This window comes from Ferrovibrio sp. GW821-FHT12B10, from assembly GCF_058807515.1.
The window spans coordinates 113047-127657 of sequence record NZ_JBXAQT010000001.1 but is presented as its reverse complement, the minus strand read 5'-3'; the positions used below and the strand labels follow the sequence as shown (position 1 = coordinate 127657).

At 63.8% G+C, this 14611-nt stretch carries 17 protein-coding genes; 10 read left to right on the top strand and 7 right to left on the bottom strand.

Annotation, left to right across the window (positions count from 1 at the left end; genetic code table 11):
• Positions 1–11 precede the first annotated feature (11 nt).
• A complete protein-coding gene (locus AC1RRT_RS00810; RefSeq protein WP_493011746.1) occupies positions 12–389 on the top strand; it encodes a hypothetical protein in 378 nt (125 codons plus the stop codon).
• A gap of 24 nt (positions 390–413) precedes the next feature.
• On the opposite strand, the gene AC1RRT_RS00805 is transcribed toward AC1RRT_RS00810, so the two are convergent.
• Genes AC1RRT_RS00805 through AC1RRT_RS00790 form a run of 4 tightly spaced genes read right to left on the bottom strand, consistent with a single transcriptional unit; the run spans position 414 to position 2780 of the window.
• Positions 414–608, bottom strand: coding sequence for a hypothetical protein (locus AC1RRT_RS00805; RefSeq protein ID WP_493011745.1), 195 nt, complete (start codon positions 606–608; stop codon positions 414–416).
• Positions 609–646: 38 nt separating this feature from the next.
• Positions 647–1054, bottom strand: coding sequence for a DUF350 domain-containing protein (locus AC1RRT_RS00800; protein ID WP_493011744.1), 408 nt, complete (start codon positions 1052–1054; stop codon positions 647–649).
• Between the two features lie 8 nt (positions 1055–1062).
• The gene (locus tag AC1RRT_RS00795) at positions 1063–2193 is read right to left on the bottom strand and encodes a glutathionylspermidine synthase family protein (RefSeq protein WP_493011743.1); all 1131 of its coding nucleotides are present in this window, start codon (positions 2191–2193) and stop codon (positions 1063–1065) included.
• An 11-nt stretch (positions 2194–2204) separates the two neighbouring features.
• The gene (locus tag AC1RRT_RS00790; protein WP_493011742.1) at positions 2205–2780 is read right to left on the bottom strand and encodes a DUF1190 domain-containing protein; all 576 of its coding nucleotides are present in this window, start codon (positions 2778–2780) and stop codon (positions 2205–2207) included.
• A gap of 175 nt (positions 2781–2955) precedes the next feature.
• Between AC1RRT_RS00790 and AC1RRT_RS00785 the strand changes: the two genes are divergently transcribed.
• From AC1RRT_RS00785 to AC1RRT_RS00745, 9 genes are all read left to right on the top strand, one after another.
• A complete protein-coding gene (locus tag AC1RRT_RS00785; protein ID WP_493011741.1) occupies positions 2956–3267 on the top strand; it encodes an FtsB family cell division protein in 312 nt (103 codons plus the stop codon).
• 172 nt (positions 3268–3439) lie between these two features.
• Complete coding sequence (gene pdhA / locus AC1RRT_RS00780) at positions 3440–4450, top strand: pyruvate dehydrogenase (acetyl-transferring) E1 component subunit alpha (protein WP_493011740.1); 1011 nt, start codon at positions 3440–3442, stop codon at positions 4448–4450.
• Positions 4451–4472: 22 nt separating this feature from the next.
• Entirely contained in the window at positions 4473–5873 is a 1401-nt protein-coding gene (locus AC1RRT_RS00775) for a pyruvate dehydrogenase complex E1 component subunit beta (protein ID WP_493011739.1), read from the top strand.
• A 13-nt stretch (positions 5874–5886) separates the two neighbouring features.
• On the top strand, positions 5887–7179 hold the full coding sequence (locus AC1RRT_RS00770; RefSeq protein ID WP_493011738.1) for a pyruvate dehydrogenase complex dihydrolipoamide acetyltransferase: 1293 nt from the start codon (positions 5887–5889) through the stop codon (positions 7177–7179).
• A gap of 10 nt (positions 7180–7189) precedes the next feature.
• A complete protein-coding gene (locus AC1RRT_RS00765) occupies positions 7190–7897 on the top strand; it encodes an SDR family oxidoreductase (RefSeq protein WP_493011737.1) in 708 nt (235 codons plus the stop codon).
• A gap of 12 nt (positions 7898–7909) precedes the next feature.
• Positions 7910–9316, top strand: a complete 1407-nt coding sequence (gene lpdA / locus AC1RRT_RS00760; RefSeq protein WP_493011736.1) for a dihydrolipoyl dehydrogenase — start codon at positions 7910–7912, stop codon at positions 9314–9316.
• Positions 9317–9416: 100 nt separating this feature from the next.
• Positions 9417–10361: a lipoyl synthase gene (lipA, locus tag AC1RRT_RS00755; protein WP_493015109.1), complete on the top strand. Its 945-nt coding sequence runs from the start codon at positions 9417–9419 to the stop codon at positions 10359–10361.
• A gap of 8 nt (positions 10362–10369) precedes the next feature.
• Positions 10370–10846, top strand: coding sequence for a type II toxin-antitoxin system RatA family toxin (locus AC1RRT_RS00750; RefSeq protein ID WP_493011735.1), 477 nt, complete (start codon positions 10370–10372; stop codon positions 10844–10846).
• 51 nt (positions 10847–10897) lie between these two features.
• Positions 10898–12331 (top strand): malonyl-CoA decarboxylase, encoded by a 1434-nt coding sequence (locus AC1RRT_RS00745; protein ID WP_493011734.1) that lies wholly within the window; start codon positions 10898–10900, stop codon positions 12329–12331.
• Here AC1RRT_RS00745 and AC1RRT_RS00740 read toward each other — a convergent pair.
• From AC1RRT_RS00740 to AC1RRT_RS00730, 3 genes are read right to left on the bottom strand one after another with little or no spacing between them, the layout of a single operon-like run.
• Positions 12328–12843, bottom strand: coding sequence for a CinA family protein (locus tag AC1RRT_RS00740; RefSeq protein ID WP_493011733.1), 516 nt, complete (start codon positions 12841–12843; stop codon positions 12328–12330). The genes AC1RRT_RS00745 and AC1RRT_RS00740 overlap by 4 nt on opposite strands.
• 4 nt (positions 12844–12847) lie before the next feature.
• Positions 12848–13303, bottom strand: a complete 456-nt coding sequence (locus AC1RRT_RS00735) for a phosphatidylglycerophosphatase A family protein (RefSeq protein WP_493011732.1) — start codon at positions 13301–13303, stop codon at positions 12848–12850.
• Positions 13304–13308: 5 nt separating this feature from the next.
• Positions 13309–14478, bottom strand: coding sequence for a bifunctional 2-C-methyl-D-erythritol 4-phosphate cytidylyltransferase/2-C-methyl-D-erythritol 2,4-cyclodiphosphate synthase (locus AC1RRT_RS00730; protein ID WP_493011731.1), 1170 nt, complete (start codon positions 14476–14478; stop codon positions 13309–13311).
• Between the last annotated feature and the right edge of the window lie 133 nt (positions 14479–14611).

The following is a 14611-nucleotide window of genomic DNA, read 5'->3' as shown; positions in this document are numbered from 1 at the left end:
AACAGACGATGATGAGCCGGGGGGCAATCATCATCGCGCTCGCCGCCGCGCTGGCTTTGGTCAGCGCGGCGGCCGAGTTTGCTTCCGCACAGGCGCAGCCGGTGCCGGCGATCACCCAGGCCGCGCTGGTCGGCAAATGGGCCGTGAGCCAGAGCCGCTGCGCGGACGAGGCGCTGGATTTCTCCGCCGATGGCCATTTCAAGTCGACGCTGGACGAGGACGAGCCGCGGGCTGGCGACTACAAGGTCCGCCGCGACCGCATCATCCTGATCGACGACGATGCGCCCGACGAGGAACACACCCTGATGATCCTCGACTTTTCGCCCAGCCGGCTTGTCGCCTTCGACGAGACCATCGAAGGCGACCGCCGCCTGGTGAAGTGCCGGTAAGACTGCCGGCTTAGCTGGCCCGGCTTAGCTGGTGGTGTGACGCTCCAGCAGGATGCCGAGCGCGATGGCGCCGACGCCGTGCAGGATGGATGAGAGCATGCTCGATATCATGCTCATCATCTGGGCTGGAGACTCGATCAGGTAGCTGAACTGATTGAACAGGGCGATGACGACATAAAGCACGCCGAACACTTTCAGAATCCAGACAATCGCTTTCATGCTTTCCCCCTTGGTTATTGTTCTACTGCGATACGCCCTCAATACGTCATGCATGCGGCGTTAAGCACGCCGATACCGATAGAGAATACAGCGGAGATGGTGCCGGCAGCCATCTCGTTGTTGGTAATGCGGGCCGGCAGCTGCGGGAGCAGCAGGCGCAGGGCGGAAAAGACCAGAAGCTGCACGACCAGCGCCACCAGGCCCCAGACCAGCATGTCGACCAGGCTGAGCGATCCGATGATCACGCTGGCCAGCGGCAGCACGAAGCCGAGCAGCGCGCCGCCCAGCGACAGCGCGGCGGCAGTGTTGCCGTTGCGGATCAGTGTCCATTCGTGCTGCGGCGTCAGTCGCGTATAAAACGCGAGGAACAACGCCAGCAGGATCACGGCGCTGACGAAGTAGATCGCGAAGTCGGGCAGGGTGATCAGGTAGCGGCTGAGATTCATGGCGGGTCTCACTCAAACAGGTGTGGCACGAAGCGGCTGGTGTTGCGGGTGATCGGGCTCTTGTCCTCGCGGATGCCGAGGCCGCAGGCGCGTGAGGCGATCACCCAGACACCGAGCACGGGATAGAAGCCGTCAAAGGCCGGCATCTCGATGGCCTGCTGGTAGACCAGCCTTTCGGGCTCGGGGTCGCCGCTGGGCGGCGTTTGAGTCACGATCTGGCCATTGGCATCATACTGCGTGATGCCGCCGCCTTCGCGGCCCCAGAATGGTTTTGCAATGCGCGGACCTTTGATGGCCGTCGCATCGAAACTGGCCGGCAGCAGGTTCTCGTGATCGGGATGCTTCTGCCACAGCAGCGGCAGGATCGCCTTGGTCGAGAGCAGCATCTTCCAGGCCGGCTCGATCATCTTCACGCCGCTGGGCTGGATGTTGGCGGCGAAGTCTTCCTGCAGCAGCCATTCCCAGGGATAGAGCTTGAACAGCGTGGTGATCGGCTTGGCGGCGAGGTCGACGAAGCGCTTGCCAGTCCAGCCGATCTCGTCGATGAACAGACGGTCGGTATCGAGGCCGGCCTGGGTCGCCGTGTCGCGCAGGTATTCGGTGGTGCCGAGATCCTCGGCATGATCGCGCACGCAGGTGAAATGCACGCGATGGCCCCAGAGGCCGAAATGCTTCCAAGCCTCGATCAGTGTCTCGTGGATGCCGTTGAACTGGTCGCAGTGATTGCAGTAGCTGTCGAGCCATTCCCACTGCACGACGCTGGCTTCGAACAGCGCGGTCGGCGTGTCGGCATTGTATTCCAGAAGCTTTGGCGGCTTGGTGCCGCACCAGGCGAAGTCGAAGCGGCCGTAGAGGTTCTTGTCCTGCCGGCGCCAGCTGTCCTCGATCAGGCTGCAGGCGCGGTCCGAAATCCCGAACGCGCTGTAGTCGCCCTTGGCGATGATGCCGTCGATCAGCTCAAGCGACATGTCCTCCAGGCGCTGGGCCGCATCGTCGATCTCATCGACCTCGGCGGCCGTGAAACGATAGGCGGCATCCTCGCACCAGTAGGGTTCGCCGTTGATGGTATGGAATTCAAAGCCGATCTTCTCGGCCCGCTCGCGCCAGTCGGGACGCGGCTCGACTGCCAATCGCTCCATGACGGGCGCTCTTACGAGCCGGCGGACGAGCTGACGGCGCTGCCGGTGCGGCCAAAGCCGCCGCGCGACACCGCATTGGGCGAGGCCGCCGGGGCGTCGGGGAAGCGGTTGGCGCTGAGCTGGCCGAGCGGCCGGCCGCCGGTATAGGCGGTGTTCGACGGGTCGCGGTAGAGCGGCTGGGCGCCGAAACCGCCGCCGAGGCTGCGGCCGATCATGTAGCCCATCAGCATGGGCATGAAGATGCCGCCCGAGCTGGCCTGCTGCTGCGGGCCGGGGACGGGCTGGGACGGATCGCCCGCCGGCTGGGCGCCGGCAAAGGCGTCGTTGCCCGAGAGGATCTGGGTAGGCGTGCCGCAGTTGTTGACGCCGAACTGCGCCTCGCAGTCCTCGCGGCTGGTGAAGCGGGGCGCGGTCTGCACATGCTGGGCGCGGGCATCGGCCAGCGCGGTGCGGCAGGCGTCGGGATCGGGCTTGGCCGAGCATTCCTTCTGGTCGCGCAGCACGTCATGGCCGGCGAGCGGATCGTTGTTGTCGCAGGCAGCGAGACCGACGAGGCCGACGCTGCCGAGGAGAGCTAGGCGGATCATCCGGGATTTGCGCATAACCAAAGCATAACCCGGACCGGACCGAGGCGGAAGGGGGCGCGCTGGGGACCCAGGTTCCGGTATTCCAGGTAAAAGCCTGACTCTCATAACAGAATCGTAAAAACGACTCGGAAAGGGTTTGACCCGGCGACTCGGGTGTGATTCTTTACGAATCACCATGAGTGCTGTTCGTGAAATCCGTCGCCATTCGCTGGCTGCCATCGTTCCGGTGATCTGCTTCGCCGCCATCGGCTACTTCGCCTACCACGCGATGGAAGGCGAGCATGGCATCAACGCCTATACCCGGCTGACCCTGCAGATCCAGGACACCAAGGTGGCCCTGCACGAGGTCACCACCGAGCGCAAGACCATCGAGCGCCGGGTCAACCTGCTGCGCGCCGACAAGCTGGATGCCGACATGCTGGACGAGCAGGGCAAGCGGGTCCTGGGCCTGATCAAGCCGGGCGAGCTGGTAATTCTCGGACGTTAGACCGGGCCTTTCCGGTAACGGAATTGCGTCGATTAACTGAAATCAGGTTAATCACCCAAAATCCCTTGTTTTAACTAAAGTTAGCCGCCATCTTCGCCTCCGGCCGGTGTTACATATTGGCCAATGCCCCTGCGTAAAGGGGCCTTCTAGGGTTCTAGTCGGGAGAGAAACGATGGCCAAACCGGGCAAGGCCGCTGACGCGGCCAAGGGTGGCAAACTGCCGCCCGCCAAGGACCTGCTCAGCTATTACCGCGACATGCTGCTGATCCGCCGCTTTGAAGAGAAGGCGGGCCAGCTTTACGGCATGGGCCTGATCGGCGGCTTCTGCCATCTCTATATCGGCCAGGAAGCGGTGGTCGTCGGCCTGCAGGCCTGCGCCAAGCTCGGCGACGCCGTCATCACCTCCTACCGCGATCACGGCCACATGCTGGCCACCGGCATGGACGCCAAGGGCGTCATGGCCGAACTCACCGGCCGCATCGGCGGCTATTCCAAGGGCAAGGGCGGCTCGATGCACATGTTCAGCCGCGAGAAGCATTTCTACGGCGGCCACGGCATCGTCGGCGCCCAGGTGCCGTTGGGCACTGGCCTCGCCTTCGCCCAGAAATACAACAAGACCGACAATGTGACCTTCTGCTACTTCGGCGACGGCTCGGCTAACCAGGGCCAGGTCTACGAGAGCTTCAATATGGCCGAGCTGTGGAAGCTGCCGGTCATCTATGTGATCGAGAACAACCAGTATGCGATGGGCACCTCGGTGGCCCGCTCCTCGGCCCAGCCGGCGCTGTACAAGCGCGGCGAAAGCTTCGGCATTGCCGGCAAGCAGGTCGACGGCATGAGCGTGATCGCGGTGAAGGAAGCCGGCGAGGAAGCCGTCGCCCATTGCCGCGCCGGCAAGGGCCCGGTCATCCTCGAGATGATGACGTATCGTTATCGTGGCCACTCGATGTCCGATCCGGCGAAGTACCGCTCGAAGGACGAGGTCAGCAAGATGCGCTCGGAACACGATCCGATCGACCAGGTGCGCACGCTGCTGCTTGGCAACAAGATGACCGACGAAGATGCGCTGAAGGCCATCGACAAGGAGGTCAAGGACATCGTGCAGCAGGCTGCCGATTTCTCGCAGGAAAGCCCCGAGCCCGATCCGTCGGAGCTCTGGACCGACGTTTATGTCGAAGCGTGAAGCGGGCGAGAGGATTTAAAAGATGGCTATCGAGATTCTGATGCCCGCGCTGTCGCCCACGATGACTGAGGGCAAGCTGGCGAAATGGCATAAAAAAGAAGGCGACGAGGTCAAGGCCGGCGACATCATCGCCGAGATCGAGACCGACAAGGCGACGATGGAGTTCGAGGCCGTCGATGAAGGCGTGCTGGAGAAGATCCTGGTCGCCGAAGGCACCGAAGGCGTCGCCGTGAACACGCCGATCGCAAGCCTGCGTGGCGAGGACGAGAAGCCGGGCGCTGCGGCGCCGGCCAAGAAGGCGGAAGCGCCTAAGCCGGAAACTCCGAAGGCCGAAGCCAAGAAGCCGGTTGACGAGGGCAAGGGTGTCGAGTCCGCCGTGACACAGGCCAAGACGCCGGCGCCGGACCTGAAAGACCCGAGCATCCCCGAGGGCACGCAGTTCGTCAGCATGACCGTGCGCGAGGCGATCCGCGAAGGCATGTCGGAAGAGATGCGCCGCGACCCCAAGGTCTTCCTGATGGGCGAGGAAGTCGCGCAGTATCAGGGCGCCTACAAGATCAGCCAGGGCATGCTGGACGAGTTCGGCCCTGAGCGCGTGATCGATACGCCGATCACCGAGCAGGGCTTTGCCGGCTTGGCCGTCGGTGCGTCCTTCTATGGCCTGAAGCCGATCGTCGAATTCATGACGTTTAACTTCTCGATGCAGGCCATCGACCAGATCGTCAATTCGGCGGCCAAGACGCTGTACATGTCGGGCGGCCAGATGGGCAGCTCCATCGTGTTCCGCGGCCCGAACGGCGCCGCGGCGCGCGTCGCGGCCCAGCACAGCCAGGACTATGCCGCCTGGTATTCGCATATCCCGGGCCTGAAGGTGGTCGCGCCCTATTCGGCGGCCGACTACAAGGGCCTGATCAAGGCGGCGATCCGCGATCCCAATCCGGTGATCTTCCTCGAAAACGAAATCCTCTACGGCCGCAGCTTCGACGTGCCGAAGCTGGACGATTACGTCGTGCCGATCGGCAAGGCGCGTATCGCCCGCGAAGGCAAGGACGTGACTTTGGTCGGTTACTCGATCTGTGTCGGCCATGCGCTGGCCGCTGCCGAGAAGCTGGCGGAAGAGGGCATCGAGGCGGAAGTCATCGACTTGCGCACCATCCGTCCGATGGATCACGACACCATCATCAGGTCGGTGCAGAAGACCAACCGCATCGTCACCATTGAAGAAGGCTTCCCGCAGTCGGGCATCGGCGCCGAAATCTCCGCCGTCGTGATGGAAAAAGCCTTCGATTATCTCGATGCCCCGGTGGTGCGGGTCAGCGGCAAGGATGTGCCGATGCCCTATGCCGCCAATCTGGAAAAGCTGGCGCTGGTCACCGTCCCTGAAATCGTCGCGGCGGCGAAAGCCGTCTGCTACCGCCGTTAAGGAGGGCCAAAGGATGCCGATCGATATCCTGATGCCGGCCCTCTCGCCCACGATGACCGAGGGCAAGCTGGCAAAGTGGCACAAGAAGGAAGGCGACGCGGTCAAGGCCGGCGACATCATCGCCGAGATCGAGACCGACAAGGCGACGATGGAATTCGAAGCCGTCGATGAAGGCAAGATCGGCAAGATCCTGGTGGCCGAGGGCACCGAAGGTGTCGCCGTGAACACGCCGATTGCCGTGCTGCTGGAAGAGGGTGAGAGCGCATCCGATGTGAAGGCCGCGCCTGCCGCCAAGAAGCCGGAAGAGAAGAAGGCTGAGGCTCCCAAGCAAGACGAGAAGAAGGCCGAAGCGCCGAAAGCTGTTCCGGCTGTCGCTGCGCCTGCCGCTGCTGCGGTTCCGGCGAAGTCTGGTGACCGCGTCTTCGCCTCGCCGCTGGCCCGCCGCATGGCGGAGCAGGGTGGCATCGACCTCAAGGCGGTGACCGGCAGCGGTCCGCATGGCCGTATCGTCAAGGCCGATGTCGAGAAGGCCCCAAAGGGCGCTGCCGCGCCGGCGGCTGCCGGCAAGGCTGCAGCGCCGGTCGCATCGGGTCCGGGCGCGCGTCAGCTCGCCGACCTGCTCAAGATGCCCTACAAGCTCGAGCCTCTGTCGGGCATGCGCAAGACCATCGCGCGCCGCCTGACCGAGTCCAAGCAGACGGTGCCGCATTTCTATCTCACCATCGACACCGAGATCGACGAGCTGCTGTCTTTGCGCAAGCGGCTCAACGACAAGACCGAGGCCAAGATCAGCGTGAACGATTTCGTCATCCGTGCGGTGGCGCTGGCGCTGAAGAAGGTCCCGACCGCCAATGCCAGCTTCGATGACAGCGGCATGATGTATTACGAGCATGCCGATATCTCGGTCGCCGTGGCCACGCCGAATGGCCTGATCACGCCGATCATCAAGCAGGCGGAAGGCAAGGGCCTGACGCAGATTGCCACCGAGATGAAGGACCTGGCCGCGCGCGCCCGCGACGGCAAGCTGAAGCCCGAGGAATTCCAGGGCGGTACCTTCTCGATCTCAAACCTGGGCATGTTCGGCGTGAAGCAGTTCGAGGCGGTGATCAATCCGCCGCAGGGCTGCATCCTCGCCATCGGCGCCGGCGAGCAGCGTCCGATCGTGAAGAACGGCCAGATCGTGCCGGCCACCATCATGACCTGCACGCTGTCGGTCGATCACCGTGCGGTGGACGGCGCCGTCGGCGCGCAGTTCCTGCAGGCCTTCAAGGGCTTCATCGACGATCCGCTGACCATGCTGCTGTGAGGCATTGACGATGGCTGAAGCGAAAGTTGCCATCGTCACCGGTGCCGGCAAGGGCATGGGGGCGGGGATTCTGAAAAAACTGGCGGCTGACGGCTACAAGGTGGCCGCCATGTCGCCGTCGGGCGCGGCCAAGACACTGGCCGAGAGTCTCGGCGGCGTCGGCACGGCGGGATCGAATGCCAAGGCTGAAGACGTCAAGGCGCTGGTCGATCTGACGCTCGACAAATACGGCCGCATCGATGCGGTGGTGAACAACACCGGCCATCCGCCCAAGGGCAAGCTGCTCGATCTGGATGACGCGGCCTGGACCACGGGCTTCGAGCTGGTGCATCTGGCTGTCATCCGCATGGTGCGGCTGGTGACGCCGGTGATGCTGAAGCAGAAGACAGGCGGCGCCTTCGTGAACCTTCTCACTTACGCCACCTTCGAGCCCGAGGCCGATTTCCCGATCTCGGGCCCGGTGCGCGCGGCGGTGGCCGCTTTCTCCAAGGTCTATGCCGACCAGTATGCGGCGCAGGGCATCCGCATGAACAACGTGCTGCCGGGCTTCATCGACAGCCTGCCGGCGAAGGACGAGCGCATCGCGCGTATTCCGATGAAGCGCTACGGCACGGTGCGTGAGATCAGCGATACGGTGGCTTTCCTGCTGTCGGAGCAGGCCAGCTATATCACCGGCCAGAATATCCGCGTTGACGGCGGCATTACCCGCTCTGTCTAAGAGAGGCATTCCATGTCTGATACCAGTTTCGATCTGATCGTGGTGGGCAGCGGCCCGGGTGGTTACACCACCGCCATCCGCGGTGCCCAGCTTGGCATGAAGACAGCGATCATCGAGCGCGAGCATCTGGGCGGCATCTGCCTGAACTGGGGCTGTATTCCCACCAAGGCCTTGCTGCGCTCGGCCGAGATCTACACCAACATCAAGCATGCCGAAGCCTATGGTTTCAAAGTCGAGGGCAAGGTCACCATCGACACCGCCAAGGTGGTGGAGCGGTCGCGCAAGGTCGCGGCGCAGCTTTCCAATGGCGTGAAATTCCTGATGAAGAAGCACAAGATCACGGTCTTCGACGGTGTCGGCGTGCTCAATGGCGCTGGTAAGGTGAAGGTCAGCAAGGACGGCAAGGCCATTGCCGACCTGACCGCCAAGCACATCATTCTCGCTACCGGCGCACGCGCGCGTTCGCTGCCCGGCCTGGAGCCCGATGGCAAGCTGGTCTGGACCTACAAGGAAGCCATGGTGCCGCCGACTCTCCCTAAGTCGCTGCTGGTCATCGGTTCGGGCGCCATTGGCATCGAATTCGCCAGCTTCTATCGCCAGCTCGGCAGTGAAGTTACCGTGGTCGAAGTGATGGACCGCGTGCTGCCGGTCGAGGACGAGGAAATCTCCGGCCTGGCCAAGAAGGCCTTCGAGAAGCAGGGCATGAAGATTCACCTGGGTACGACGGTGACCGCGCTCAAGAAGGGCGCTGACAGCGTCACCGCCGTGCTGAAGGACAAGGCTGGCAAGGAATCCGAGATCACCGTCGAGCGCGTGATCCTCGCCGTCGGCATCGTCGGCAATGTCGAGAATATCGGGCTTGAGACCACCAAGGTGAAAGTCGAGAAGACCCATGTGGTCACCGACGAATACAGCCGGACGAATGAGCCGGGCATCTATGCCATCGGCGACCTGACCGGTCCGCCCTGGCTGGCGCATAAGGCCGGCCATGAAGGCGTGATCTGTGTCGAAAAGATCGCTGGCGAGAAGGACGTGCATCCGCTCAACGTCAGCAACATCCCGGGCTGCACCTACTGCACGCCGCAGATCGCCAGCGTCGGCCTGACTGAGGCAGCAGCGAAGGCAAAGGGCCATACGGTGAAGGTCGGCCGCTATCCCTTCCTGGCCAACGGCAAGGCGATCGCGCTGGGCGAGCCGGAAGGCCTGGTCAAGACGGTGTTCGACGCCAAGACCGGCGAGCTGCTCGGCGCCCATATGATCGGTGCGGAAGTGACCGAGCTGATCCAGGGCTTCGGCATCGCCAAGACGCTGGAGACCACCGAAGTCGAGCTGATGCATGCCATCTTCCCGCACCCGACCCTGTCGGAAATGATGCATGAGTCGGTGCTGGACGCGTATGGCAAGGCGCTGAATTACTAAGCATTTGCCGGCTGGTGTCAGAGCAGGGGCTTTCCTATATACTGTCCGGGCACTACCTCAGCTCCAGTGGTAGGCAACAGGATTTAAGGCCGTCGTGACCATCAACGTTCATCCCATCCCGATCCGTCACCCGGAAAAGGCGCACAAGCCCGACACGCCGATGCTGCGCAAGCCGGACTGGATCCGCGTGAAGGCGCCAACCTCGCCGGAAGTGGCCGAGACGCGCCGGCTGATGCGCGAGCTGAACCTGAACACCGTCTGCGAGGAAGCGGCCTGCCCGAACCTGGGCGAATGCTGGAAGCAGAAGCACGCCACCGTGATGATCCTGGGCGCGGTCTGTACGCGCGCCTGCGCCTTCTGCAATGTTGCCACCGGCAAGCCGGACGGCGTCGACCATCATGAGCCGGCCCATGTGGCCGAGGCCGTGGGTAAGCTCGGGCTTCATCATGTGGTGATCACTTCGGTGGATCGGGACGACCTGCCCGATGGCGGCGCCTCGCAGTTCGTTCGCACGATCGAGGAAATCCGCAAATCCTCGCCGACCACGACGATCGAAATTCTCACGCCCGATTTCATCCGCAAGCCCGGCGCCATCGAGGCGGTCGTGGCCGCCCGGCCCGATGTCTACAATCACAATCTGGAAACCGTGCCGCGCCTGTATCCGACCATCCGTCCCGGCGCGCGCTACTTCGCCTCGCTGCAGTTGCTGGCGAAGGTGAAGGAACTCGATCCGAAAATGTTCACCAAGTCCGGGCTTATGGTGGGCCTGGGCGAGGAGAAGATCGAGATCATGCAGGTGATGGACGACATGCGCGCCGCCGATGTCGACTTCATCACCATCGGTCAGTATCTGCAGCCGACCCGCAAGCATGCCGAGGTGAAGCACTTCGTCACGCCCGACGAGTTCGCTGCCTATGCCACGATTGCCAATTCCAAGGGCTTCCTCACCGTGTCGGCCTCGCCGTTGACGCGCTCCTCGCATCATGCCGGTGACGACTTCGCCCGCCTGCGCGCCGCGCGTGAAGCCAAGTTCGCCGCCCAGTAAGCGCCGACGTGCCGACCCACGCGGAAAAACGAATCCTGCCATACCGGCCCGACCAGCTATACGCCCTGGTCGCCGGCATCGAGCATTACCCGAAGTTCCTGCCCTGGTGCATCGGCGCGCGCATCCGCGAACGCAGCGAGCAGGTCGTGGTGGCCGACCTGATCATCGGCTTCAAGATGTTCCGCGAGCGCTTTACCAGCCGGGTGACGCTCAGCCCCGAAGCCCGGCGGATCGATGTCGAATACACTGACGGCCCGTTCAAATATCTGAAGAACCACTGGATCTTTCTGCCGCACCCGACCGGTTGCGAGATCGACTTTTATGTCGATTTCGAGTTCCGTTCGCGCCTGCTGCAAAAGACCATCGAGCTGCTGTTTAACGAAGCTGTCAAACGGATGGTGGGGGCCTTCGAAAGTCGGGCCCGCCAGCTTTACGGCGAGAATGGATTATCCCTGCCGCCTGGTGTTACGATTACGGCACTCTGAACCGGCTCGGCCGTTAGGGTCGGGTCTTTCGCCGAAGAGAGTGTCTGCCCGATGGTTGCCCTGCCCAATCTGAATCTCTCGATTTCCGGAACCCTGCTGGAGCGCGGCCTGCGCAGCCTGGTCGGCGCCTGGCGCGGCATCGCCGGTGGCGACGAGGTTGCCCAGCTCGCCCGCGAGGGCAAGCTCGAGGCCAAGGACATCGATCGTCTGCGCGGCCTGTTCGCCGAATGCCTGGATGCCAAGGGCGGCGAGGTGGCGGCGCGCGCCCGGGCGGCAGCCCTGGGCCGGCTCTATCTGGGGCTGGACGATGACGGCAAGCGCGCCTTCCTGCAGGCGCTGGCCAACGACTTCGCCGCCGATGACGCGGCACTGGAAACCGCGATCCGCGAATTGCAAAAGGCTGACACGCCGGTGACGCGGCACAAGGCCGAGCGCAAGCTGCGCTTCGCGTTGACGCCGCCGCGGCAAAGATTGCTGACCCAGTTCACGGCGCTGCCGCAGGGCGTGAAGTTCCTGGTCGACATGCGCGCCGATGCGCTGCGTTTCCGAAAGGAGGCGCCCGAGCTGTCGATCCTGGATGCCGATCTGGAAGACCTGTTCGTGGCCTGGTTCGATGTCGGCTTCCTTGAGCTGCAGCGCATCTCCTGGAACAGCCCGGCGGCGCTGCTGGAAAAGCTGATCGCCTATGAGGCCGTGCATGCCATCGAAAGCTGGGACGACCTGCGCAACCGGCTGGATGCCGACCGGCGCTGCTATGCCTTTTTCCATCCGCGCATGCCGCTGGAGCCGCTGATCTTCGTCGAGGTCGCGCTGGTCAAGGGCATCGCCGGCAATGTGCAGGCGTTGCTGGATCAGGCGACGCCGGTGCTCGATCCGCGCGAGGCCGATACGGCGATTTTCTATTCGATCTCCAACACCCAGGTAGGCCTGCGCGGCATTTCGTTCGGCAACTTCCTGATCAAGCGCGTGGTCGACGATCTCACGCGCGACCTGCCGAACCTGAAGCAATTCTCGACGCTGTCGCCCATCCCGGGTTTTCGCGCCTGGCTGGACGAGACGGTGGCCGAGGGCACGCCCGACCTGGTGGAGAACAAGGCGCGCGAGGAGCTGTCATCGGCGCTGGGCCAGCGCTTCTCCAAGGGCATGCTGCCCGGCCTGCTGAAGGATCATGCCTGGGCCGACAATGCCGCGCTGACCGAGGCGCTCAAGCCGGTGCTGATGCGGCTGTCGGCGCGCTATCTGCTCAGCACCGACAAGAACAACAAGCCGCGTGATCCGGTCGCGCGCTTCCACCTGAGCAACGGCGCGCAGGTCTATCGCCTGAACTGGATGGGCGACCGCTCGCGCAACGGCATGAAGCAATCGGCCGGTCTGATGGTGAACTATCTCTATCGCCTGGATGATATCGACCAGAACCACGAGCGCTTCGTGCGCGATGGCACGATTGCAGCATCCGGTGACGTGAAGCGGCTGGCTGGTCTCTAGGCGCTTTTATGCGCCGCGATCATCTGTTCCAGCATTTCGCCGGCTAAGGTCAGCGCGTCTTCCACGGTGGCCATGCGCACGGCCGAGCGGCCGATATTCCCGTAGGTCATGCGCTGATGCATGGTTGGTTGGCCTTCGCCGGCGACCGCGATATGCACCAGGCCGACCGGCTTCTCGGCCGAGCCGCCGCCGGGGCCGGCGATGCCGGTGCAGGCAATCGCGATATGGGCGTTGCTCTTGCGCAGGCAGCCTTCCGCCATGGCGCGTGCCACCGGCTCCGAGACCGCGCCATGGCCGGCGATGATCTCGGCCGGCACGCCGATGGAATAGATCTTGGCTTCGTTGGAGTAGGTGACAAAGCCGCGCTCGACGACGTCGGACGAGCCGGCGATCTCGGTGAGTGTCGCCGCGATCAATCCACCGGTGCAGGATTCCGCGGTCGCCAGCATGGCATTCTGCGCGCGGCAGCGGGCGAGCAGGTCTTCGGCAAGGCGTAGCAGCGTATCGTCCATGAGATCACCAGAAGTGGCAGATCACGAGCATGACCAGCATGCCGTAGATACCGGCGAAGAGATCGTCGACCAGCACGCCCGGCGCACCGCCGAGTGTGCGATCGGCCCAGGAGGCGGGCCAGATCTTGGTAACGTCGAAAAAGCGGAAGACCAGGAAGCCAACAATGTAATGCCACAGTTCGGTCGGCACGAAGGCGAGCGTCAGCCACTGGCCGGCGACCTCGTCGATCACGATCTCGCCCGGATCGTCGCCGGGCCAGCGCACCAGGAACAGCCTGATCGCCCAGAGCGCGACGATGGCGACAGCGATGGCGGCGGCGATCACCAGCCATGGCCCGCCCAGCATCTGCAAGCCCCAGGCAAAGGGCAGTGCGGCAGCCGAGCCCCAGGTGCCGGCGGCAGGGCGCAGCTTGCCGACGCCGAAGAAAGTGGAAATCATGAAGGGCAGGAAATACAGCATCGCGTCTAGGCCGGCAGACGGATGGTGGCCACGGCCTGCGCCGCGATGCCTTCGCGCCGGCCGGTGAAGCCGAGCTTCTCGGTCGTCGTCGCCTTCACGCTCACACGATCCAGCGCGATGCCCATGATGGCGGCGATGCGCGCGCGCATCGCCTCGCGATGCGGCCCGATCTTCGGTGCCTCGCAGATGATGGTGATGTCGCAATGGCCGATGATCCCGTCACGCTTGGTCACCAGATCGACGGCGTGCTTGAGGAAGGCGGCAGAGTCGGCATTCTTCCAGCGCGCGTCAGAGGGCGGGAAGTGCTGGCCGATATCGCCATCGCCCAGCGCACCGAGGATCGCGTCGGTCAGCGCATGCAGCGCCACATCGGCATCGGAATGGCCGGCGAGGCCGCGGTCATGCGGGATCACCATGCCGCCGATGGTCAGCTTGCGGCCGGGCTCGTCGCTGAAGGCATGCACGTCGAAGCCCTGGCCGGTGCGGATGTCGGCACGCTGCATCATCAGCTGCCGTTCGGCGCGGGCGAAATCCTCGGGCTCTGTCACTTTGAAATTCTCCTCGGTGCCGGCCACCAGCTGCACAGCGAGGCCGGCCTGTTCGGCCACGGCGGCATCGTCGGTCAGCGCCAGGCCGGTGGCCTGGCGGTGGGCGGACAGGATATCGGGAAAGCGGAAGGCTTGCGGGGTCTGGGCCCGCCACAGGCCCTGGCGCTCGACGCCGCTGCGCGCCTTGCCCTGGTCGTCGCGCTTCAGGGTATCGACCACCGGGATGGCCAGAATGGCGCCCGGCGCTTGTTTAAGCATCTCCAGCAGGGCGGAGATGCTTTTATGCCTAATAAATGGGCGGGCAGCGTCATGGATCAGGACGGTGGCCGGCTGGGAAATGGCCAAAGCCTCGAGCCCCAGGCGCACGCTGTCCTGTCTGGCGGCACCGCCGAGGCAGGGCGGGGCAAGGCGGCGCTCGGTTTCCAGTCCGCGGATGGCCTCGCCATAGGCCTCGGAATCATCGGGGTGGATCACGACCGCCACCCGTGCTATTGCCGCGTGGCTCAGGAAAACCTCGATGCTGTGCCGCAGCAGGGATTTTCCGCCAAGCATCTGGTATTGTTTGGGTTTTTCTCCGCCGGCGCGGCTGCCGCGACCGGCCGCGACGATCAGCGCGGCGTTTTCCATGGCGGCCAACCTACCTGACCGGATCGGATCAGGCAAAGGCCCCTGATAGCCACGTATGATCAGGCGACGGAAGGATGTTGCGGCGCAGTAAAAAAGCCATTATCGTGATCAACAACTGGGCACCCCAGGGAAT

Excerpts from the sequence above, each read along its gene's own strand:
- AC1RRT_RS00775 (WP_493011739.1), top strand. The coding sequence starts at position 4,473 with ATGGCTATCGAGATTCTGATGCCCGCGCTGTCGCCCACGATGACTGAG.
- AC1RRT_RS00735 (WP_493011732.1), bottom strand. The coding sequence starts at position 13,303 with ATGCTGTATTTCCTGCCCTTCATGATTTCCACTTTCTTCGGCGTCGGC.
- lpdA (WP_493011736.1), top strand. The coding sequence starts at position 7,910 with ATGTCTGATACCAGTTTCGATCTGATCGTGGTGGGCAGCGGCCCGGGT.
- AC1RRT_RS00800 (WP_493011744.1), bottom strand. The coding sequence starts at position 1,054 with ATGAATCTCAGCCGCTACCTGATCACCCTGCCCGACTTCGCGATCTAC.
- AC1RRT_RS00745 (WP_493011734.1), top strand. The coding sequence starts at position 10,898 with ATGGTTGCCCTGCCCAATCTGAATCTCTCGATTTCCGGAACCCTGCTG.
- AC1RRT_RS00765 (WP_493011737.1), top strand. The coding sequence starts at position 7,190 with ATGGCTGAAGCGAAAGTTGCCATCGTCACCGGTGCCGGCAAGGGCATG.
- AC1RRT_RS00810 (WP_493011746.1), top strand. The coding sequence starts at position 12 with ATGAGCCGGGGGGCAATCATCATCGCGCTCGCCGCCGCGCTGGCTTTG.
- AC1RRT_RS00730 (WP_493011731.1), bottom strand. The coding sequence starts at position 14,478 with ATGGAAAACGCCGCGCTGATCGTCGCGGCCGGTCGCGGCAGCCGCGCC.
- AC1RRT_RS00790 (WP_493011742.1), bottom strand. The coding sequence starts at position 2,780 with ATGATCCGCCTAGCTCTCCTCGGCAGCGTCGGCCTCGTCGGTCTCGCT.
- AC1RRT_RS00770 (WP_493011738.1), top strand. The coding sequence starts at position 5,887 with ATGCCGATCGATATCCTGATGCCGGCCCTCTCGCCCACGATGACCGAG.
- AC1RRT_RS00805 (WP_493011745.1), bottom strand. The coding sequence starts at position 608 with ATGAAAGCGATTGTCTGGATTCTGAAAGTGTTCGGCGTGCTTTATGTC.
- AC1RRT_RS00795 (WP_493011743.1), bottom strand. The coding sequence starts at position 2,193 with ATGGAGCGATTGGCAGTCGAGCCGCGTCCCGACTGGCGCGAGCGGGCC.
- AC1RRT_RS00740 (WP_493011733.1), bottom strand. The coding sequence starts at position 12,843 with ATGGACGATACGCTGCTACGCCTTGCCGAAGACCTGCTCGCCCGCTGC.
- pdhA (WP_493011740.1), top strand. The coding sequence starts at position 3,440 with ATGGCCAAACCGGGCAAGGCCGCTGACGCGGCCAAGGGTGGCAAACTG.
- AC1RRT_RS00785 (WP_493011741.1), top strand. The coding sequence starts at position 2,956 with ATGAGTGCTGTTCGTGAAATCCGTCGCCATTCGCTGGCTGCCATCGTT.